Source organism: Flavobacterium coralii (assembly GCF_019891545.1).
GTDB classification, from domain to species: Bacteria; Bacteroidota; Bacteroidia; order Flavobacteriales; family Flavobacteriaceae; genus Flavobacterium; species Flavobacterium coralii.
Genome location: NZ_JAHDIU010000009.1, coordinates 89013 through 110248 on the forward strand (window position 1 = coordinate 89013; position 21236 = coordinate 110248).

Sequence of the window (21236 nt, forward strand, 5' to 3'; positions counted from 1 at the left end):
ATATATTGGAATTATCAGTTTATTTAGAAAGGATAACTGTTTTCTGCAACTATTTTTGCAGCAATGGTTTCTCTTAGCGCTACCACATTTGGCAGGTTGGTATATTTTGTAAAGCGCTTTAATCCCATAAGCATCATGCGCTGCTCGTCGCCTTCGGCAAAAGAAGCTATACCTTCCTTACCTTTGGTATTCACAAGGTCAACAGCATGATACAGGTAAAGTTTTGCCATAGCTATCTGCTCTTTTGCATTATCCTCACCTTTAGATTTGGCAAGCTTTTCAGTACGTAGTATTGCAGATTCCGCCATATAGATTTCGATAAGCATATCTGCGGCAGCCATAAGTAGTTGTTGATGCTCTTCAAGGTCAGGCCCATACTTTTGCACCGCGCTGCCGGCAACCATTAAAAAGGCTTTCTTCAGCTTGACTATCATTTCCTTCTCTTCTGCGAAAAGCTCAGAATAGTCAGGAGTATCAAATGATGGTATTCCCATAAGTTCTTCCGCTACTTTCATGGCAGGGCCAAGCAGGTCTACATGGCCTTTCATGGCTTTTTTGATAAGCATCCCTACCGATAGCATACGGTTTATCTCGTTCGTGCCTTCGTAGATACGGGCTATACGGGCATCTCTCCAGGCACTTTCCATAGGGGTGTCTTCGCTAAAGCCCATACCGCCAAAAATCTGGATACCTTCGTCAGAACAATTTTGTATGTCTTCAGATACCGCTACTTTAAGTATAGAGCATTCAATGGCAAATTCCTCAACACCTTTAAGTTCGGCATCTTGGTGGCTCTCGCCGTTTGCAACACGTGCCGCAATTCGGTCTTCTATATTTTTAGCTGCACGGTAGCTGGCACTTTCACCTGCATAGCAGCTTGCTGCCATCTCGGCAAGTTTAGAACGTATAGCCCCAAAATTGGAAATAGGGGTTTTAAACTGTACCCTTTCGTTAGCATATTTAACCGAATTAGTAATAGTGCGGCGTTGTGCGTCAAGGCAGGCAGCAGCCAGTTTAATACGGCCCACGTTAAGGGCGTTCATTGCTATTTTAAAGCCATTACCGCGCTCGCTTAACATATTCTCTACAGGCACTTTGGTCTCGTTAAAGAAAACCTGGCGGGTAGAGGAGGCCCTTATGCCCAGCTTATGTTCTTCTTCGCCAAGCGAAATACCGTTAGAAGGATCATTTTCTACAATAAAGCCTGTAATATTTTTATCATCTTCTATACGGGCAAATACAATGAACAGGTTGCAGAACCCGGCGTTTGATATCCACATTTTTTGCCCGGTAATTTTGTAATGTGTACCATCTTCAGAAAGTACTGCCTTTGTTTTACCTGAATTGGCATCACTACCGGCACCCGGCTCTGTAAGGCAATAGGCACCAAACCATTCGCCTGAAGCAAGTTTTGGTACGTACTTTTGTTTTTGCTCTTCAGTACCGTAAAGGGTTATTGGCATGGTACCAATACCCGTATGCGCACCAAAAGCTGTAGAGAAAGAACCTGTAGCCCCGCTGATGTAATCGCATACCAGCATAGTGCTTACAAAGCCCATGCCTAGCCCTCCATACTCTTCCGGAACGGCTACACCAAGAAAGCCAAGCTCTCCTGCCTTTCGCATAGTTTCTTCAGTAAAGGCGTAATCTTTCTTTTCAAAACGTTCTTTGTTAGGCCACAGTTCGCGGTCTACAAACTCCTTAACAGAGTCGCGCATCATTAACTGCTCTTCCGAGAAATCCTCGGGAGTAAAAATATCTTCGGCTTTTGTTTCCTTAACAAGGAACTGGCCGCCTCTGGTTATATCGCTCATAATATTTTATTTTAAATGTTGAATTATAAATTTTAAATGCGATTAGCTGTCACACTTTCCTGTGAAGTCTTAATTATTTTAGTTATAATATTTATGATATGATCTATATCTGAAAGCTGTTGGGCTACAGAGATATTTGTAATGTCAGACTTATCCAAAAGCCTCAGCCAATATTTAGTCTCTCTTGCTTCTTTAGATGCAATAGCCATTTTAGATATGAAATCTCGTCTTGATTGTGCGGCGATACCCTCTTCGACGTTTGCCCCTATACTTGTGCCGCAACGCAATAATTGTTTTGAAATAATGAATTCATTTTCATTTTTCAATTGTTTATAAAGGTTAATGACCTGCAAGGCAAAATCAAATGTCTTTATCGCAATGACATTTTCCTTCATAATTCAAAATTTAAAATTCATAATTTAGAATATTTCATATATCCCCGCAGCACCCTGCCCGGTACCCACACACATGGTTACCATACCATATTTGTTGCCGCGGCGTTTCATTTCGTCAAATAGCTGAACCGAAAGCTTAGCCCCTGTACAGCCCAGTGGATGGCCTAAAGCAATAGCACCGCCGTTAACATTCAGTATGTCAGTATTTATGCCCAACTCGCGCACTACTGCAAGCGACTGCGATGCAAAGGCTTCGTTAAGTTCTATCAGCTCAATGTCTTCAATTTTTTTGTCGGCAAGTCTCAAAGCTTTAGGTATGGCTTTAACAGGGCCTATACCCATAATACGTGGTTCTACACCAGCCGCAGCATAGCTTACCAGCCTTGCAATCGGTTCAAGGTTAAGCTCTTTAACCATTTCTTCGCTCATAACCATTACAAAAGCTGCACCGTCACTCATTTGCGATGAGGTACCTGCCGTTACCGAACCATCGGCGGCAAAGACAGGTTTAAGCCTGCCGAGTGCTTCGACAGATGTGTCAGCCCTCGGGCCTTCATCTTTGGTTACCGTGTAGCTTCTGGTGGCTTTTTTGCCGTTACCATCAACATAAGTTTCCTCAACGGTAATAGGTACTATCTGTTTGTCGAATTTACCTTCGGCCTGGGCTTTAAGAGCTTTTTGGTGCGACTCATATCCAAACATGTCCTGGTCTTCACGGCTCACATTATATTTTTTAGCAACTGCTTCTGCTGTAAGCCCCATACCCCAGTAATAATCTTCATGCCCGTTTTTGGCAGCCTGGTAGTCTGGCACCGGTTTGTAGCCCCCCATTGGTATGTAGCTCATACTCTCGGCGCCACCTGCTATAATACAGTCGGCCATACCATTCTGTATCTTGGCTGTAGCTATAGCTATGGTTTCAAGCCCCGAAGCACAATAACGGTTTACCGTTACACCCGGAACATCTTCCACCTTAAGCCCCATAAGCGAAATAAGGCGTGCAAAGTTGAGTCCCTGCTCGGCTTCGGGCATGGCATTGCCAACAATAACGTCGTCTATCCTTGTTTTATCGAGTTGTGGCAGCTCATCCATCATATACTGGATTGTCTCTGCCGCCAGCTCATCCGGCCTCTTGAACCGGAAAACCCCTTTGGGCGCTTTGCCCACTGCGGTCCTGTATGCTTTTACTATGTATGCTGTTTTCATTATCTGCCCCCTGTCCCCCAAAGGGGGAATTCCTATCAGGGGTCAATAGGATTTTATGATTAACCTCACAAGAGGAGTATGTATAAGAACATCATTAATTCCCCCTTTGGGGGTTAGGGGGCTATTTAATTTCTCAACGGTTTCCCCTTGGTCAACATATGCTGAATACGTTCAAGCGTTTTGCGTTCGCCGCAAAGTGATAAAAACGCTTCACGTTCCAGGTCAAGCAGGTACTGTTCGCTCACAAAAGTCGATTCGCTCAGGTCGCCGCCTGCCATTACATAGGCCAGCTTGTTGGCTATTTTCTTATCGTGTTCGCTGATGTAATTACCGGCTTCCATACTATCGGTCCCCACAAGGAACATACCCAGTGCCTGCTTGCCCAGTACTTTTACATCGGTGCGTTTTATTGGCTGTGTGTAACCTGCCTCGGCCAGTAGTTTTGCATACTTTTTAGCTTCTGCAAGTTGCCTGTCTTTATTCACTACAATAACGTCTTTCCCTTTTTGCAATATGCCGGTGTCAAAAGCTTCGTAAGCCGAGGTAGATACCTTAGCCATTGCTACGGCAAGGAAATATTCCTGTAATACGTTAAGCTCCACATCATTTTTATGGAAATTATCCGCAGCGCGCAGTGCCATCTCTTTAGAGCCACCGCCGCCCGGTATTACGCCCACACCAAATTCAACAAGGCCTATATAAGTTTCAGCCGCCGCTACTACTTTATCAGCGTGCATGCTCATTTCGCAGCCACCGCCCAGTGTCATGCCGTGTGGTGCCACTACAACCGGAATAGCCGAGTAGCGCACACGCATCATTGTGTCCTGGAACATTTTGATAGCCATATTCAGCTCATCATATTCCTGCTCTACCGCCATCATGAATATCATCCCGATATTGGCACCCACACTAAAGTTGGCTGCCTGATTGCCTATTACAAGCCCATCATACTCTTTCTCGGCAAGGTCTATGGCTTTGTTGATGCCCTGAAGCACACCGCCGCCAATGGTATTCATCTTAGAGCGGAACTCAAGGTTCAGTATACCATCGCCCAAATCCTGTATTATAGCATCGCTGTTGCTCCATACCTTTTTGCTTTCGCGGATGTTGTTCAGGATAATAAAGGCATCCTGCCCCGGTACTTTTTTCTGCGATTTAGACTGCAGGTCGTAGTAGTACGTATTACCGTCTTTCACGGTATAGAAACTGTTGTTGCCCGAAGCCAACATATCGTTAACCCACTGAGCCGGTTCAAGCCCTTCAGCTTTTATTATTTCGATACCTTTTTCTACACCAACGGCATCCCATATTTCAAACGGGCCATTCTCCCAGCCGAAACCGGCTTTCATGGCATCATCTATTTTATAAAGGTCGTCGGTAATTTCAGGAATGCGGTGCGACACATAAGCAAACATCCCCGCAAAGTTTTTACGGTAAAACTCGCCTGCCTTGTCAGTGCCTTTCACAAGAACCTTAAAGCGGTCAATCGGCCTGTCTATGGTTTTGGTTTGCTCAAGAGTGGCAAAAGAAGCTTTTTTCTGAGGGCGGTATTCCAGCGTATCAAGGTCGAGCGCCAAGATATCTTTATCTACTTTTTTATAGAAGCCCTGCCCGGTTTTGCTGCCCAGCCATTTGTTCTCCATCATTTTGCTGATGAACTCCGGCAACTTGAACAAATCGTGCTGCTCATCATCCGGCACATTTTCATACAACCCGTTGGCCACGTGTACCAGCGTATCAAGCCCTACAACATCTACCGTGCGGAAGGTTGCCGACTTTGGCCTGCCAATAACCGGCCCCGTTAGTTTATCAACTTCTTCGATAGTAAGCCCCATTTCCTTAACCTGGTGGAAAAGGCTCATGATGCCATAAATACCAATACGGTTACCAATAAATGCTGGGGTGTCTTTGGCTACTACCGAGGTTTTACCCAGGAATTTTTCGCCGTAGTTATTTAAGAAGTCCAGCACTTCTACTGAAGTTTCAGGACCAGGGATTATTTCGAAAAGTTTAAGGTAGCGCGGCGGGTTAAAGAAGTGTGTGCCGCAAAAATGCTTTTTAAAGTCCTCGCTGCGGCCTTCGCTCATAAAGTGGATAGGAATGCCAGAGGTGTTGGAAGTTATCAGTGTGCCCGGCCTGCGGTGTTTTTCTACCTGCTCAAACACTTTCTGTTTAATATCCAACCTTTCTACCACAACTTCTATAATCCAGTCGGCTTCGGCAATTTTAGGCATATCATCATCCATATTGCCTGTTTTAATTCGCGATGCAAACTTTTGGTGGTAAATAGGAGAGGGTTTCGATTTCAGCGCATTTGCCAAATGCTCGTTTACCAGGCGGTTCTTTACGGCTTTGTCCTGTAACGACAGGCCTTTTTTCTGCTCCGCTTCGGTAAGTTCTTTAGGGGCAATGTCCAGTAAAAGTACTTCGACCCCGATGTTGGCAAAATGGCAGGCAATGCCTGAACCCATTATGCCCGAACCTAAAACGGCAACCTTTTTAATTATGCGTTTCATGTTTCATTTATAGTTTTTTGGTTAGGCTTATAAAGCCTGTTATTTGGTATTAGCTGTTGTTTCTTCGTTGTTAAACACCTGCTTTTCAGAAATCAGGTTGTTTATAAGTTCGGCCACTTCTATAAAGTGATCCATTTTTTCCTGAGATACATGTTGTTTTACTACCTCATTAAATTTTAAAACCGTGTTTTTAGAGAGTTCCCTTTTTTCAAGCCCCAGCTTAGTGAGCTTTATTATTACGCCCCTGCCGTCAACAGGGTTCTTCTTGCGTACTATAAGCCCTTTGTCCTCCATCGATTTTAAGGTGCGCGTAAGGCTTGTTGGCTCCATACCCATCTGTGGCCCCAGGGCGGTAGATGATATGCCGTTTTCTTTATCAATAGATAAAAGGGCAAAGCCTATAGACATGGTTGCGCCATATTTACCGGCTTCCTCATTATACATCCGTGCTACTGCCTGCCATGTGGCCCTCAGTATATAGTCGATTGTCTTCTCTTTCATGTAGCTGTGTTTTTCAAAGATAAGAAAAATTTAGTATGCACGCATATTAAATTTAAATTTTTATTTTAAAAAATTATTAAGAATGTTATTTGTTTGATGATGCTTTACTGTAAATATAGCAATAAAAGCCAATTTATGCCAATAAAATACCCCTTAAGCATATGCCGAAGGGGTACACAACTAACTAAACTAAATGTATGAAAAACGTTCCTTGATTGATGGAAAGGAAACTCTTGATTAAAACATGCCGCCGCTGCTTTGCTTGGTGTTATCATCGCGCTGCCTGCGTTGCATGGCCCTGTTTTTGCCGCCGCCAAAACGGTAGTTTATACCAAAATAAACGGTGCGGCTCTCCCAGCGGAATTCGCCGGTTTGAGGGAAAGGGTCTGTACCCTCAAAACCATATCGCATGGTATTGAACATATCATTAAACCTGACGCTTATAGACATCTGGTTGTCCAGAAGTGTATAGCGCGCGCCTGAGTCTATCTTGTACATTTCTTTACTGTCATTTTGTACACCATCTACTGCGCCGCGGTAAAACCCGAACAGCAGGAAACTTAACCTGTCATTTACCCTGAAGTTACTGTTAAGCCTTGCATTAAATGCCGCTACATCTACTTCTTTAATAACAGTCTGGTATTCATCTGTAGTGCCGGGCACAAGCTGTGCCACAGCGCCTTTTTGTGATATACTGCTAAAATCTACCGCAGGTTGTATATCCCACCATTTTGCAATCTTATAATTTGCGGAAACATCAAAGCCGTATGATTTATTGCGGTCAAAATTATCAAAGCTCATAATAAGGTCCTGTGTGTTCTCTGTTGTTTCGTCAGGAAACAGCACACGGCTTATCTCGTTGTTTATGAACCTGTAAAAAACACCTGCCGTTACCGAAGAGCCCTGCCCGATCATTTTGGTATAGTTCATTTCGACTGAACTTGTAAACTGCGGTTCGAGAAACTGGTTACCGTATGACGTAAGCAAAGGCGTTGCAAATTCCCTTATGGGCTTTGTCTGCTCAAGGCTCGGCCTGTCCACACGGCGGCTGTAACTTAACTGGAACATATTGTTCTGGTTTAGCGTATAGGTTAAATATGCCGAAGGATAAACCGTAATATACTCATCTGTAAATGTTATTTCTCCGCGGTTAAAGTTAGCTTCTGCTTTGTAGCTTTCAAAGCGTGCGCCAAGCTGGTAGCTTATCTTCTCAAACTTCTGCCCAAAGGTTGCGTAGGCCGAATAGATGTTCATGTCATACGTATAGTGTGAATCCTGCAGTGTTGGGTTAGGGCCTGAGTAAGTAGTGTTGTAGGTGTTTTCGTTGCCTATTATCCTTGCCTCGGCACCCAGTTCGAGTGTCGATCTTTCGTTTATCGGATTTACATAGTCCAGATTCAGGGTTATGTTTTCTCCTTCATCCACTATGTTGTCGTTATATTCGCTGGTTTCAGTTCCTTCTGTAGTAGTGAACACAGCATCCTGAGTACCGCGTGCATCGTTATAATTACCTTCAAAATCAAGTGTGTGTCCTTCCTTCGCAAATTTGTGCTTGTAAGCAAGGTTGTAGGTATTGTTACGGTTGTCGCTGTCGTATCGTGTAATTTGGCTTATATCATTAAAATCGGAATTCATCGGATACATAATATCTACACCTACAATGCCAAGCCCGGTGCCATAATTCTGGTTGGTATAAACAGATAATGTATTGTTATCATCTATATAATAATCCATCCCGAATTTACCCAGATAGCCTTCATTGTCGTTACTGATGTCAATAATCTGGCGTGAGTTAACATCTCCTCTAAAAACATTACCATCATTAAAGTATCTCCCGAAGTTAGAGCCTACGTTAGTAAAAAAGTTAACTTTGCCCACACGGTAGTTCATATCCAGCGAGTTATTGTATTTTGGTTCTTCACCAAAGGTTATACCTGCATTAAAGTTACCGTTAAACCCGTTGTTGGTGTTCTTGTGCAGTATAATATTGATGATACCGCTCATACCCTCTGGATTATACTTGGCGCTGGGGTTGGTTATAAGCTCTATCTTTTTTATAGAGGTGCTGGGTATCTGTTTTAAAAGTTGAGCAGGGTCTATATTGGTTGGGCGTCCATCTACAAGTATCCGAACATTCTGGTTACCGCGCAACGAGATATTGCCATCCTGGTCAACATTAACCGTCGGGATGTTATTCATGATTTCTGATGCCGTGCCGCCTGCGGTGGTAAGGTCACGCCCTACAGTTATCACTTTACGGTCAAGTTTTTGCTCAATGGTAGAAACCTCTTTTACTATTTCTACCTCGTTAAGTGTTGTGGCTTCTTCCTCTATAACAATGGTACCAAGGCTAATGCTCCTGTCAGTTTCTGTAAGCTTTGCAGTAAGTGTCTGGGTTTTGTAACCCATAAACTGCACTTCTACCGTGTAGGCTTTAAGCGGTAAGTTCTTAATTTCGAATGTACCATTATCGGCAGTTATGGCTCCTGTTACCGTTGTACCATTTTCTTTAACCACAATACTTACATAGGGCAGTGGCTGTGCGGTTGCTTTGTCGTTTATTTTTCCTGAAATACTGCCCGCATTCTGGGCATAAAGAGTAATGCTCCCGAAAAGGAACATTAACAGTAGTCTGAAATACATGCTCGTTAATTGATTGATGATTGATACCCATAAGACAACAACAACAGCCATTTGTTACAGGTATCACACAAAAAAATAAAAATATTTTTTTGCATCAGGCTTAACAAATTTTTTAAACACTCGCCTTTCAGGGTGTTGGTAAATTATGTTTATCTTTGCACGCTTAAAAAACAAAGTAAAATGGCATTATCACAAATTTTAACCTCGCACATCGAAAAGGCCGTGCAGGCGTTGTTTGGTATCACTATTGAAAAAGTAGAGTTACAGGCAACCCGAAGGGAGTTTGAAGGTGATATTACCATGGTCATTTTTCCGCTTTTAAAGCAGGTAAAAGGCAACCCTGCCGAACTTGGCAATAAAATAGGGCAGTATCTTACCGAACATTCGGGTATAGCCGAGCGGTTTAATGTAGTTTCGGGTTTTCTTAATATTGTTATATCCGATGCTTATTACATTAACCTGTTCAATACTATAAAAGACGACGAGTCTTTTGGTTTTGAAGTACCGGCGCAAGACGGTAAGGCTGTAATGGTGGAGTATGCCTCACCCAACACCAACAAGCCGCTGCATTTGGGGCACGTGCGTAATGTGCTGTTAGGCTATTCTGTAGCCGAGATACTAAAGGCTTCCGGTAAAAAAGTTTACAAAACCCAGATAATTAACGACAGGGGCATCCACATCTGTAAGAGCATGCTGGCGTACCAAAAATTCGGGCATGGCGAAACACCGGAAAGTACCGGGGTTAAAGGTGACAAGCTGGTGGGTAATTATTATGTGGAATTTGATAAAGCATATAAAAGAGAAATAGAAGCGCTTAAAGCCGAAAGTAAAACGGAGGAAGAAGCCAAGAAAGCAGCACCTGTTTTGCTTGAAGCCCAGGAAATGCTTCGCAAGTGGGAGGCAGGCGATGCAGAGGTTGTAGCCCTTTGGGAAAAGATGAACGGATGGGTATATGAGGGCTTTAACGAAACCTATACAAACATAGGTGTTGACTTTGATAAGAATTACTACGAAAGCAATACGTACCTTTTAGGTAAAGATGTTGTGGCGGAAGGGCTGGAGAAGGGCGTATTTGAAAAAGATCCTGACGGCTCTGTATGGATAGACCTTACGGCAGACGGCCTTGACCGTAAAATAGTATTACGCTCGGACGGTACGGCAGTTTATATGACGCAGGATATTGGTACTGCCATACAAAGGGTTAAAGATTTTCCTGATGTTGGGGGTATGGTATATACTGTGGGTAATGAACAGGATTACCACTTTAAAGTGCTTTTCCTAATCCTGAAAAAACTTGGGTATGAGTGGGCCGACAGCCTGTACCATCTTAGTTATGGAATGGTAGATTTGCCTTCGGGTAAGATGAAGAGCCGTGAGGGTACTGTGGTAGATGCCGACGACCTTATGGCAGAAATGACCGCTACCGCTAAAGAAATATCTGAAGAGCTGGGCAAGCTGGAAGGCTATTCTGACGAAGAAAAAGCAAGGCTGCACAGGATAATCGGGCTTGGGGCTTTAAAGTATTACATACTGAAAGTTGACCCTAAAAAACGCATACTGTTCGACCCTAAGGAGTCGGTAGATTTTGCAGGAAACACAGGGCCTTTTATACAATATACCTATGCAAGGATACAATCGCTTGTGAGGAAGGCAGATTTTGATTTTTCTGTTGTACTTGCTCCTGAAGATATTACCCTGCATGAAAAAGAGAAAGAGCTGCTGAAGCTGCTGGCACAATACCCGGATGTTATACAAAACGCAGCCGACAGCCACAGCCCTGCGCTTATAGCCAACTATACGTATGACCTGGTTAAAGAATACAATTCTTTTTACCAAAGCGTACCTGTATTAGGAAGTGAAGTGATGAACGAAAAGATATTCCGCATACAGCTCTCCAAAAAAGTGGGCGATACCATTAAGTCAGCATTTGGACTTTTAGGTATTGGTGTGCCGGAAAGAATGTAATAAACCGCAAGTTTTGTGAAACCCAACAAGCCTTATTTTATACAATCATTTGCTATTGTGGTACTATCCATAGCGGCATTAATGGTTTTTAAGCAATTTTTACCCCGCAGGATTTTTACCGAGTCGGCTCCGGCAGGTAAAAATGTTGTTATAGACAGCATGGTGCTCGAGGCAGTGCAGGATATAGACACTACAGAAATTGTAGCGGTAGAGGACACCCTTCAGGATAAAAAGATTGTATTTAAAAAAGAAAAAGGCATACAGTTTCCGCCCGAAACTTTTGAAGAATATAAGGGCTACCAGCACCTGATAGCTTTCTACGAAAAGCTGTTGCAGCTCGAAACAAAGCAGCAGGGTAAAGTCCGCATTGCTTACTTTGGTGACTCCATGACGGATGGCGACATGATCGTGAAGGACTTCCGTACACAGTTACAGGACCGTTTTGGCGGTGAGGGGGTTGGCTTTGTAAATATTACATCAGAGTCGGCGCCATCGCGCAGCACACTTAAGCATGAATTCAGTTCCAACTGGAAAACACTTTCATATCTTAATATAAAGCATCCTAAAAGCCCTTTTGGCGTAAATGGGCATGTGTTTTTTGTAAAGCATGATACGGTAAATCCGGTGTGGGTAAAGTATAAAGCCAACCGTTACCACAACCTGTTGCAGCTAAACAAGCCAGTGCTGTTTTATGGTAAATCGGGGAATGAGCAGGGCAGGGTAGCCGTTATTACGGGCAACGACACTATTATAAAGCAGCTTGAGCCAAACAATGTAGTAAATACCATCAGCATAGCCCCGAATGATTTAAAAGCATTCAGGGCCGAGTTTATCGCTGCCGACTCCATACCATTCTACGGTTTTAATTTTGACGATGGCAGGGGTGTGCATGTAGATAATTTTTCTAACAGGGGCAATTCAGGTTTACCCATTACAACCTTTGATAAAAAGGTAATGCAGGCTTTTAACGAAAAGTTGGGGTACGATCTTATTGTACTGCACTATGGCACCAACGTGCTTAACTATGGTTCTTATAACTACAAATGGTATGAAAAACGCATGGCAAGGGTTGTAGAGCATCTTAAAGAATGCTTTCCGGGTGTTGCCATACTGGTGGTTTCTACCGCAGATAAATCTACCAAGTACGATTTAGAAATGAAAACCGACAGCGCGGTTGTGCCGCTAACGCTGGCACAAAAACGTTATGCCATACAGTCGGACGCGGCTTATGTAAACCTGTTCAGCCTTATGGGGGGTGAAGGCGCTATGGTTAAATGGGTTGAAGAAGCACCTGCACTTGCCAATAAAGATTATACACATTTTAATTTCAGGGGCTCAGAAAAAATAGGAGGGCTTATTTTTCAGCAATTGAATGAAGGTTATGAGCTGTACAAAAAACTGAAAGGTGTGAAGCCAAAACCGAAAACGAACAAAACCCTGATTAAAAAAGATACTGTACATGCTAAATAGATACCTGTTGCTTATTTTTATGCTTGCTGCAACAAGTATGGCTGCACAGGTTGACACTACAGAGGTGGTTATAGACAGTGTGGTTACTGATACTTCGGGTATAGAGATGGCAGATAACAATATCATTACCAATACTTCGGCGCTCAAACTGTTTTTTGAGAAGCTCCGGTTTCTGGAAGAAGAGAAGGCGGGGCACATCAATATTGTACACATTGGCGACAGCCACATCCAGGCCGATATCATTACAGGTACCATTCGCAAAAAACTACAGGCACGCTTTGGCAACGGTGGTGTGGGGTTTTCGTTCCCGCACAGGCTGGCTAAAACCAATGGCAGCCCTTATGTAAAATACAGCAGTAACATAAACTGGGACAGCCGCAGGAATATTTACCCCGCAGAGCAGGGCATGGAGGTTGGGCTAAGCGGTATTGCACTAAAGGCAACAGAAAGCTTTGTGGTAGAAGCCACAGTGCGCGATACCGGCTATTATTTTAATACGATCAGGCTAATCACTCCGCACAATATACCGTGTATAGACATTGCCACAAGTTCTAAAACCATTGTGATGGAATCTTCCGAGCCTAAAAAGATTACCCATAAAATTAAAAGCGGGGAGGTTTTATCCATTATAGCTAATAAATATGGTACCAGCGTTTCGGCAATAAAAAAGCTTAACGGATTACGTTCTGACAATATCAGGGCAGGTAAAACATTAAAGATACCTACCAGCCAGATGGAAAAAAGAGAGATAAAGCGCAGCGAATTTATTCCTTTGCCACTGGCTACTGATACTATTTCCAATTATTACTACAGTAAAGAGCCTGTTTCTAAGATTTACCTCCTGCCGGGAGAGGGGCTTAAAGAATATGCCCTGAATGGTTTAGTACTTGAAAAAGATACTCCGGGTATCCTGTACCACAGCATCGGTGTTAATGGCGCTAAAGCATCTGATTATAATAAATACCCTTTGTTTTTTGAGCAGACAAAAGCGCTGCAACCCGACCTAATTGTAGTAGCGCTTGGTACAAATGAGTCTTTTGATAAAATGGAGGCGCAGGCTTACACCGAACAGCTCAATTTATTTATTGAGAATATGCGTGCAGCTAATCCCGAAGCCTGCCTGCTGGTTATGACGCCCCCGCCATCATTATTTAAGCGAAGATACCCTAATACCTTTGTGGCGGCTTATGCTAAAAGCATACTAACACAGGAAACGGAAAAAAATTATGCATCGTGGGATATGTTCTCAGAAATGGGAGGATTGTATGGTGTAGATAAAAATGCAGCAAAGGGAATGATGTCTTCAGACAGGGTGCATTATTCGGTGCAGGGTTACCAAAAGCAGGGCGAACTTTTTACCGAAGCTTTTTTAAAAGCATTTGATAATTTTAAATCCAACAACTAAAATGCAGTGGAATAATATTTTACCGGAGGTAAAATGGGAGGATGTGGTAACCTGGTTCACGTATGACCCGGGCAGGCCTTTGCTGTTTAACACAGGTTTGTTTTTGGGTCTGTTTGTTGTTTTTTATGCTATCTACCTGCTGCTGCGCAAAACATTTCATCTGCGCATATTTTATGTAATTGCGTTCTCGCTCTTCTTTTACTATAAGTCGAGCGGTATGTATTTCCTGCTGTTGCTGTTTACATCTGTTCTGGATTATACCCTTAGCTACTTCCTGTACCGGGAAACAAGGGAAATGCAGCGTAAAATATACCTGTGGTTCAGTGTTATAGTCAACCTGAGTTTTTTAGCTTATTTTAAATATACCAACTTTTTAATAGGTAACTATAACGACCTTTTTGGCGGAAAGTTTGCCTTTTATGATGTTATACTCCCGGTAGGTATTTCATTTTACACCTTTCAATCCATAAGCTACACGATAGAAATTTACCGTAAGGAAATAACACCCGCTAAGAGTTTTCCCGATTATCTTTTCTTTGTATCGTTTTTCCCCCAGCTCGTTGCCGGTCCAATAGTAAGGGCGAAAGATTTTATCCCTAAAATATATGAAAAGCTTACTATTACTAAAGAAGAAGTAAACTACGGGCTTTTCCTTATTATTGGGGGGCTTATCAAGAAAACGGTAATATCCGATTATATATCGGTAAATTTTGTTGACAGGGTTTTTGATTCGCCTAACAGCTACACTGCTTTTGAAAACCTGACGGCTACATATGGCTACACCATACAGATATACTGCGACTTTTCTGGGTATAGTGATATGGCTATCGGTATAGCACTGCTGCTTGGCTTCGAGCTTCCGCCAAACTTTCATACACCTTATAAATCTGCAAGTATAACCGAGTTTTGGCGAAGGTGGCACATTTCATTATCAACCTGGTTAAAAGATTTCCTTTATATCTCCGTTGGCGGTAACAGGAAAGGGTCTTTTGGGGGCTTCTTTTTCCCGGCAGTCTTTTTTATTGCCGTTATAGCATGGGGTGTGGCTAACTTAAATGCAAGTATATGGCCTATAATAATAGCCGGTAGTGCATTCGGGCTTTTTATGTTGTCATTTCTATTGGCTAAAGACAGGCAGAAAACACTGGTTACCAATGTAAACCTGTTAACCACCATGCTATTGGGCGGGTTATGGCATGGGGCAAGCCTAAGGTTTATAGTTTGGGGTGCTTTGCACGGTATTGCCCTGGCAGTACACAAATTATTTTCTGAATTCTTCCCAACCCCGAAAGGAAAAAGCGGAAACCGTTTATGGCACTTTATATCCGTTCTCATAACATTTCACTTTGTTGCGTTTTGCTGGATATTTTTCCGTGCCAAAGATTTTACAATTGCGCTTGATGTTATTCAGAACATTGGTAAAGTAACCTTTAACCCTGCACAGTGGGAAACCATCATAATGGGGTATAAAAATGTATTCATTTTGATGTTTATTGGTTATGTGTGGCACTTTTTACCCGAAAACATTATCAATGCCATGAAGCAGGCTTTTTACAGGACACCGCTTGCGGGTAAGGCAGTAATTCTGGGGTTTGTGTACTGGCTTGTTTATGCCGCAGCCTCAGCAGGTCCTCAGCCATTTATATACTTTCAGTTTTAAACATAACATTTTTATATAAAAAAGTTGTTTTCATGATAAAGTAACGCTTAATACAAGTGGATGCTTGAGTTTTTTATGGAAAATTTCTTAAATTTCCTGCCTAAAACTAAACTTTATGAAGAAAACACTACTCAACTTGTTTTTAGGTCTTGCCATGTTTGCTGCCGTAGGTGTGCAGGCTCAGGAACCATACAACCTTACTGTTTTTGACCAGGCTGTTTACTACGGTATGTATGAAGCTACCGTAAGCGAGCCGATTCCGCCGGGAGCTATAAGGAACAGCAACTCCTCTTATGGCAAAAAACTTACCGAAGAGCAACTTGCATCTTTCGGAAATAAATTAACCATGACGGTAACCCTCAATCCGCTTTGCGATAACTACGACAGGATAGGTAACGTAAATATGGTTTTGGCACCAAAAGGAGCAGATACTTATGTATATAATGAAGTACAGCGTATAGAGATAGGGCGTTTTATTACCCCGTTTATGGATATGACAGTAACAAACCCTAACTCGGTTCCTTATGTATATCAGGTGGATAACCTTACCCATATTTTTCATGATGAGAATATAACATCACAATATGATATTTGGATAGAGCTTGAAGTATATGGCTATCAGGGTGGTCCCGGCCAGGGTGGGGCTGCAGAAGAAATACCGGGCTGTGAAGGAAGAAATGATGTATATATGGGCACACTTGAGTTCTCATCTACATTTGACCCGAACCTTGTTGCCGAGAATAACTTCTTTTTGCCATTATCGTATAAATATGAGCTTAAGAATTATACACTTGACGGAACTGATATTTTAGGTGAAACGGTGCGTACCATCAACTTTACACTGGAGCAGGATGTACCGAATGCAAAGTTTTACTTGATAACATCAAACCACGGTTCTAATTCAGGTGGTGAAGAATATGTAAGGCGTAACCATTTTATTTACTTCGATAACCAGCTTGTGTTAACTTACAAGCCGGGTGGAGTATCGTGTGTGCCTTTCTTTAACTATAATACCCAGCCAAGCTGTATTTATTATGACTGCTCTACGAATCCTGCATACCCGAGGCCTGATACCAATGCCGCATGGTCGTGGAACAACTGGTGCCCAGGAGATAAAATTCCAATCCGAACCATATCACTGGGAGACCTTACAGCAGGTGAGCATAGCTTTAAAATAGATGTTCCGGATGCAGTTTTTGCAGGAGGTCAAGGCTATTTCCCGATGTCTGTTTACCTGCAGGGCTTTGCACAGCCGCTATCAACTGCAAGCTTTGATAATACTGACTTTAGTATCTATCCTAACCCTGTTGCAGACGTTGTTACTGTTGTTGCAGATGCCGAAGTTAGCAGCTTAGAAGTAATAAATACTTTAGGGCAACAGGTATTTACAGGTACATCTAAGCAGGCAAACCTTTCGGGGCTTGAATCAGGCATATATGTGGTTAAGGCTACATTTGCCAACGGTAAGATAGCTACCCGTAAAATTGTAAAAGAATAATGTTTGAGTTATAATCCGGCTAAAAAAGTAAAGCCTGCTGTAAAAAGCAGGCTTTGTTATTTATTAAAAGCTGATCCTTATGAGGGCATTGGGTGTACGCTCAAGGGCGTAGGTATTAACACGCTCAATATCTTCTGCGGCGTTTATACGGTAATAGCGGTTAAGTATGTTGCTACGGTTAAAAATATTCAGCACAGACAGCCCAAACTGGGCACGTACTTTTGGTGTGATGTGCCATAAATAAGACGCTGAGAAGTTGACCTGAAAAAAATCGCTCAGATTATCAGTATTGGGATATTCATAAAATATGGATGGGTTACCCTCATTATCATATACAGGCACATTAAGTAACGGATCTGTTGTTGGGCGGCCTGTAAACCACCGCGAACCTATTGCTATTTTAAAATTGTTCCATTCATAAATAGCCGCCGTGTTTACAGCGTGGCTTATTTCATAATTATTAGAGAATTTTTCGGGCTGCACGCCATCAAACCTGTAGCGGTTATCATTCCAGCTGTAGCTTAGCCAGGTGTAGAAGTTTTTAAACTGGCGCTGTATTAAAAATTCTGAGCCGAAAACCCTGTAGCTGCCTTTTGCCTCTATCTGCTCAAGCTGGTTCTGGAACGACTGGCTATAGGTGGTTATACCATTTACCTTTTTATAAAAATTGTCTATCGATACCAGCCAGCCTTTATCTCTATAGCTGATGCCAACAGATACCTGGCTGCTGCGCTGTACCGGCACATCAATGTCATTGGCAAGCACCCATCGCCTTTTTTCTATGCCCAAGAAATCGTTTTGCAGTTCTACCACCTGAGAGGTAGTCTGGCTTTTTCGCTCCGCAAGCAGCTCTGCCTGCCACGCATGGTCTATTATATAATTAAACTGAAGCCTGGGTTCAATGTAAATAGTTTTCAGCTGTTCCAGATAATTAATGCGGAGCCCTGCACGTGCATATATTTTTTCTGTTTCAGGGTTATGCTCCAGTTCACCTATAAAAGCATGGGTGCGCAATACCTGGTTCACACTTCGGTCAATGGCGGGAGAATCAGAAATATCAATATTGTCAATCTCTGTCTGGTTAAACTGGTATCCTGTATGCAGGGTAAATAATGAAGTTAGCTGATTACTGTCCGAAAACCGGAAGCCGCTGTCTTTTATTTTGTTTTCCTGCGTGGTAACTGTACCTGTTTCGAAAGACTGGCTGGTACCATCTACATTATAATAGGATGAATATATTCCGAATTTTGTACTGTGTGTTTCTGACCATTGGCTGTTAAAGTCTGCGGAAGCGCCAAAGGTCTGCTGGTCTAAATTACTTATAGAAGTTATTGTATTTGTTTCCGTGACAGTTCCCTGCGTAAAATCGAGCTTGTTGTTAATGCCTATTAAATGTATAAACAGTTCGTGCTTATCAGCAATTTTACGGTGGTATTGCGCTGTAAAATCATAAAAATAAAATTCTTTGTCGCCCCTGTAATTTATATCTGTACTGTTTTGCAGTTGGGTAACAACCGTGTTCTGGAATATCCGTTGCGAATATTTATCATAAGTAGGAAAGTCAAGCAGGTCTGTAAACGAGCGCCTTGCAGATAATTCTATACCCGACTTTTCATTAAGTTTAATTTTGGTATAAAAGTCGGCATTTATCATGTTGCTGCCTATGGTGGTCTGCCCGTCTTCTACATCTGCTGAGTGTGATGAAATATCAACTGCGCTCGATACACTCTCGCCATAAAAAGCAGAAGAACCGTTACGAACAATTTTAATATCATAAGCAATGTTAGGATTGATGGCAGAGATAAGCCCGAAAAAATGCCCCGTCTGGAAAAGGCGTATGCCATTCCACATAAAAAGGTTCTGGTCGTGGGTACCGCCACGCACATTAATATTAGATACCGTTTCGTCAACGCTCATTATGCCGGGTAGCTGTTGCATGGCCAGTAGTACATCAGGCTCTGTAACACCAGGTAAAATACCAAACTTTTTAGGCTCTATGGTAAAGCTGCCGTCTTTCTTTTTAGAGATACCGGTGGTTAAAAAGCGTTCGGTGATAACCTCATCAAGTTGCATTACATCAAAGCGTAATACAATATTAAGGCAATCTCCCGTAAAATCGGCAATAGGTACTGTTACAGCCTCGTAGCCTATATGCCCAATGATTATTTTTTCGGGTAGTGTGGTGTTCAGTTCAAAATAGCCATCAGCGCCGGTAACAATATTTTTTGCGTCATTTACCTGTACAGATGCATTTTCTATAGGCATCCCGGTTTCGTCGGTAACATAAGCACAAAAGTTCTTTATTTCCCGCTGTTTAGCTTTATAGATAACAATATATTCGCCCAGCTCTTTATAATTAAGCCCTGCGCGGTTGCTGATATATACAAGTTTGGCCCGTAGTGGTATTTCGGCCTGCGGCGGGTAAATACTATGCCCAAAAACATCATTTTCGGCATAACTGAATTTTACGTGGTGCTGTACTGCTATGGTATCAAGAATACGCTTTAAGGGAATACTCTTTTTTTCGCCCTGCCCAAAAGTGCTGGAGGCGAAAAAAAAAATCGGCAGTAGTATAAGCAGTTCCCTAAAGCTTAATTTCATTCACGGGTAAGTATGATTTTATCACCTTCCCTTACAGATTTTAATTGGTAGGATAACTCTATTTGCTGCAGGGCGGTTTTTAAATCATTCATCTTAACGTGACCGTTATAGAGGCTGTAAGTACCTGCCGGTAGTGTTATATCAACGTTATACTGGCGCTCCATTTCGGCTATTACGTTCTCCAGCTTTTCCTTTTTAAATGCAACATCATATACTATCCATCCCGGTTGTGTTCCGTCAGCAGAAGGCTCGGCTATGTTTTTACCGTCTTCAAATATAACACTTTGTCCCGGAGTTAGCATTATCTCCCGGCCTTTACTGCTTACTTTTACTTTACCTTCAAAACAGCTTACATAAAAGCGGCCTTCCCGGGCTTTAACATTAAACTGTGTACCTACAACCGTTACAGTGCCCAATGGTGTTACCACATCAAACTTTTCGCCTTTTGCAACTTTAAAAAAAGCTTCTCCTGTCAGCTCAACCTCACGGTTATTATCCCAGTTCCAGGTACGAAACTGCGCTTCAGACGCAGCGTTAAGCACTACAGTACTGTTATCAGGTAAAGAAAATTCTGTCCTTTCTCCTGCTGCTGCAATGTGGTTAGTTGTTTGTGTTGTATAGAAAAAGTAACCGACACCCAGCACAACAAACAATACGGCTGCTATGCGGGCAAACCATGGCGTAAGTTTCCTTACCGGCTTCGGTTCCCTGTTTTGCAGTATTTTTGTGTATAGTGCATCAATATCGGTTTGCGGAGCCACAAGCTCTGCAGAATAATCTTTAATTTTCCTGTAAGTTTCAAACTCAGGCGAAGCCATGAACTCTCTGAGTTCATTCTCATCCATGCTCCCTTCAAGCCATTTCGCCAGTTTTACATCTTCTTTCATTTTCATCCGTTTTAGAGTATAACAGTTTAACTGTAAAAATCCCTACCTTATATTGTCAATTTGTTTTCGTAGTTCTACCAACGCACAGTGAATTCGCTTTTCTACTGCCTTAACGCTTATTCCCAGTATATCAGCAATTTCCTGGTATTTCTTCCCCTCTATCCTGTGTAAAAGAAATGCAGTACGTTGCGCTTCAGATAGTCCTGCTATGGCATTTTGCAACTTAACGCGGAACTGGTCTTCTTCCATTAAAAATTCAGGATTATGCCCGTCGGTGTGTACGTGTGTGTTTTTCTGTGCATATTGCAGCACTACTTTTTGATGGGCAATCTGGTTTAATGAGGCGTTATTGGCAACGGTATATAAAAAAGATTTTGCTTTTTCGGGCGGAACATCGGCACAGTTTTGCCAAAGCTTTATAAAAGCTTCCTGTGTTACATCTTCCGCCTGCTCTTCGTTACCAAATTTGTAGTAAAGATAATTGCGCAGCGATTTGGCATGTTCTTTAAAGAATGCCGAAAACGTAATTTCTTCGCAAATACCTTTAACAGAAAAATTTTTCATAGCGCATAAATATGGCTGTTAAATTAGGGATTTTTTTCTGTGTGATGTAGTAAGGCTGTTTTTTAACATCATAAATTCTAAATGATATCAGGTTAATTCTAAACTATCGTG

14 protein-coding genes are annotated in these 21236 nt (G+C 42.3%); 5 read left to right on the plus strand and 9 right to left on the minus strand.

Annotated features, from left to right (window positions below):
- Positions 1-23: 23 nt before the first annotated feature.
- The 6 genes from KJK34_RS12720 to KJK34_RS12745 all read right to left on the minus strand — a co-directional run bounded on the left by KJK34_RS12720 (position 24) and on the right by KJK34_RS12745 (position 9075).
- A complete protein-coding gene (locus KJK34_RS12720; RefSeq protein WP_223054264.1) occupies positions 24-1814 on the minus strand; it encodes an acyl-CoA dehydrogenase FadE in 1791 nt (596 codons plus the stop codon).
- A gap of 32 nt (positions 1815-1846) precedes the next feature.
- Entirely contained in the window at positions 1847-2209 is a 363-nt protein-coding gene (locus KJK34_RS12725) for a four helix bundle protein (protein WP_223054265.1), read from the minus strand.
- A gap of 24 nt (positions 2210-2233) precedes the next feature.
- On the minus strand, positions 2234-3415 hold the full coding sequence (locus tag KJK34_RS12730) for an acetyl-CoA C-acyltransferase (RefSeq protein ID WP_223054266.1): 1182 nt from the start codon (positions 3413-3415) through the stop codon (positions 2234-2236).
- Positions 3416-3540: 125 nt separating this feature from the next.
- A complete protein-coding gene (locus KJK34_RS12735) occupies positions 3541-5931 on the minus strand; it encodes a 3-hydroxyacyl-CoA dehydrogenase/enoyl-CoA hydratase family protein (protein WP_223054267.1) in 2391 nt (796 codons plus the stop codon).
- 39 nt (positions 5932-5970) lie between these two features.
- Complete coding sequence (locus tag KJK34_RS12740; RefSeq protein WP_223054268.1) at positions 5971-6432, minus strand: MarR family winged helix-turn-helix transcriptional regulator; 462 nt, start codon at positions 6430-6432, stop codon at positions 5971-5973.
- 237 nt (positions 6433-6669) lie between these two features.
- Complete coding sequence (locus tag KJK34_RS12745) at positions 6670-9075, minus strand: TonB-dependent receptor (RefSeq protein ID WP_223054269.1); 2406 nt, start codon at positions 9073-9075, stop codon at positions 6670-6672.
- Between the two features lie 180 nt (positions 9076-9255).
- Between KJK34_RS12745 and argS the strand changes: the two genes are divergently transcribed.
- The 5 genes from argS to KJK34_RS12770 all read left to right on the plus strand — a co-directional run bounded on the left by argS (position 9256) and on the right by KJK34_RS12770 (position 17073).
- Positions 9256-11040, plus strand: coding sequence for an arginine--tRNA ligase (argS, locus tag KJK34_RS12750; protein ID WP_223054270.1), 1785 nt, complete (start codon positions 9256-9258; stop codon positions 11038-11040).
- A gap of 15 nt (positions 11041-11055) precedes the next feature.
- Complete coding sequence (locus tag KJK34_RS12755) at positions 11056-12510, plus strand: SGNH/GDSL hydrolase family protein (protein WP_223054271.1); 1455 nt, start codon at positions 11056-11058, stop codon at positions 12508-12510.
- The gene (locus tag KJK34_RS12760; protein WP_223054272.1) at positions 12500-13915 is read left to right on the plus strand and encodes a LysM peptidoglycan-binding domain-containing protein; all 1416 of its coding nucleotides are present in this window, start codon (positions 12500-12502) and stop codon (positions 13913-13915) included. Before KJK34_RS12755 ends, KJK34_RS12760 begins: the two co-directional genes overlap by 11 nt.
- A gap of 1 nt (position 13916) precedes the next feature.
- Positions 13917-15575, plus strand: a complete 1659-nt coding sequence (locus tag KJK34_RS12765; RefSeq protein ID WP_223054273.1) for an MBOAT family O-acyltransferase — start codon at positions 13917-13919, stop codon at positions 15573-15575.
- 115 nt (positions 15576-15690) lie between these two features.
- Positions 15691-17073 (plus strand): peptide-N-glycosidase F-related protein, encoded by a 1383-nt coding sequence (locus KJK34_RS12770; protein ID WP_223054274.1) that lies wholly within the window; start codon positions 15691-15693, stop codon positions 17071-17073.
- A gap of 63 nt (positions 17074-17136) precedes the next feature.
- On the opposite strand, the gene KJK34_RS12775 is transcribed toward KJK34_RS12770, so the two are convergent.
- Genes KJK34_RS12775 through KJK34_RS12785 form a run of 3 tightly spaced genes read right to left on the minus strand, consistent with a single transcriptional unit; the run spans position 17137 to position 21125 of the window.
- Positions 17137-19674, minus strand: a complete 2538-nt coding sequence (locus tag KJK34_RS12775; protein WP_223054275.1) for a TonB-dependent receptor — start codon at positions 19672-19674, stop codon at positions 17137-17139.
- Positions 19671-20561 carry a FecR family protein gene (locus KJK34_RS12780; protein WP_223054276.1) on the minus strand — a complete coding sequence of 297 codons (891 nt, stop codon included), beginning with the start codon at positions 20559-20561 and terminating at the stop codon, positions 19671-19673. Before KJK34_RS12780 ends, KJK34_RS12775 begins: the two co-directional genes overlap by 4 nt.
- Before the next feature lie 42 nt (positions 20562-20603).
- A complete protein-coding gene (locus KJK34_RS12785; protein WP_223054277.1) occupies positions 20604-21125 on the minus strand; it encodes an RNA polymerase sigma factor in 522 nt (173 codons plus the stop codon).
- Positions 21126-21236: the final 111 nt, after the last annotated feature.

Coding starts and splice junctions, on each gene's coding strand:
- KJK34_RS12720 (WP_223054264.1), bottom strand. CDS start 1,814: ATGAGCGATATAACCAGAGGCGGCCAGTTCCTTGTTAAGGAAACAAAA.
- KJK34_RS12725 (WP_223054265.1), bottom strand. CDS start 2,209: ATGAAGGAAAATGTCATTGCGATAAAGACATTTGATTTTGCCTTGCAG.
- KJK34_RS12730 (WP_223054266.1), bottom strand. CDS start 3,415: ATGAAAACAGCATACATAGTAAAAGCATACAGGACCGCAGTGGGCAAA.
- KJK34_RS12735 (WP_223054267.1), bottom strand. CDS start 5,931: ATGAAACGCATAATTAAAAAGGTTGCCGTTTTAGGTTCGGGCATAATG.
- KJK34_RS12740 (WP_223054268.1), bottom strand. CDS start 6,432: ATGAAAGAGAAGACAATCGACTATATACTGAGGGCCACATGGCAGGCA.
- KJK34_RS12745 (WP_223054269.1), bottom strand. CDS start 9,075: ATGTATTTCAGACTACTGTTAATGTTCCTTTTCGGGAGCATTACTCTT.
- argS (WP_223054270.1), top strand. CDS start 9,256: ATGGCATTATCACAAATTTTAACCTCGCACATCGAAAAGGCCGTGCAG.
- KJK34_RS12760 (WP_223054272.1), top strand. CDS start 12,500: ATGCTAAATAGATACCTGTTGCTTATTTTTATGCTTGCTGCAACAAGT.
- KJK34_RS12765 (WP_223054273.1), top strand. CDS start 13,917: ATGCAGTGGAATAATATTTTACCGGAGGTAAAATGGGAGGATGTGGTA.
- KJK34_RS12770 (WP_223054274.1), top strand. CDS start 15,691: ATGAAGAAAACACTACTCAACTTGTTTTTAGGTCTTGCCATGTTTGCT.
- KJK34_RS12775 (WP_223054275.1), bottom strand. CDS start 19,674: ATGAAATTAAGCTTTAGGGAACTGCTTATACTACTGCCGATTTTTTTT.
- KJK34_RS12780 (WP_223054276.1), bottom strand. CDS start 20,561: ATGAAAGAAGATGTAAAACTGGCGAAATGGCTTGAAGGGAGCATGGAT.
- KJK34_RS12785 (WP_223054277.1), bottom strand. CDS start 21,125: ATGAAAAATTTTTCTGTTAAAGGTATTTGCGAAGAAATTACGTTTTCG.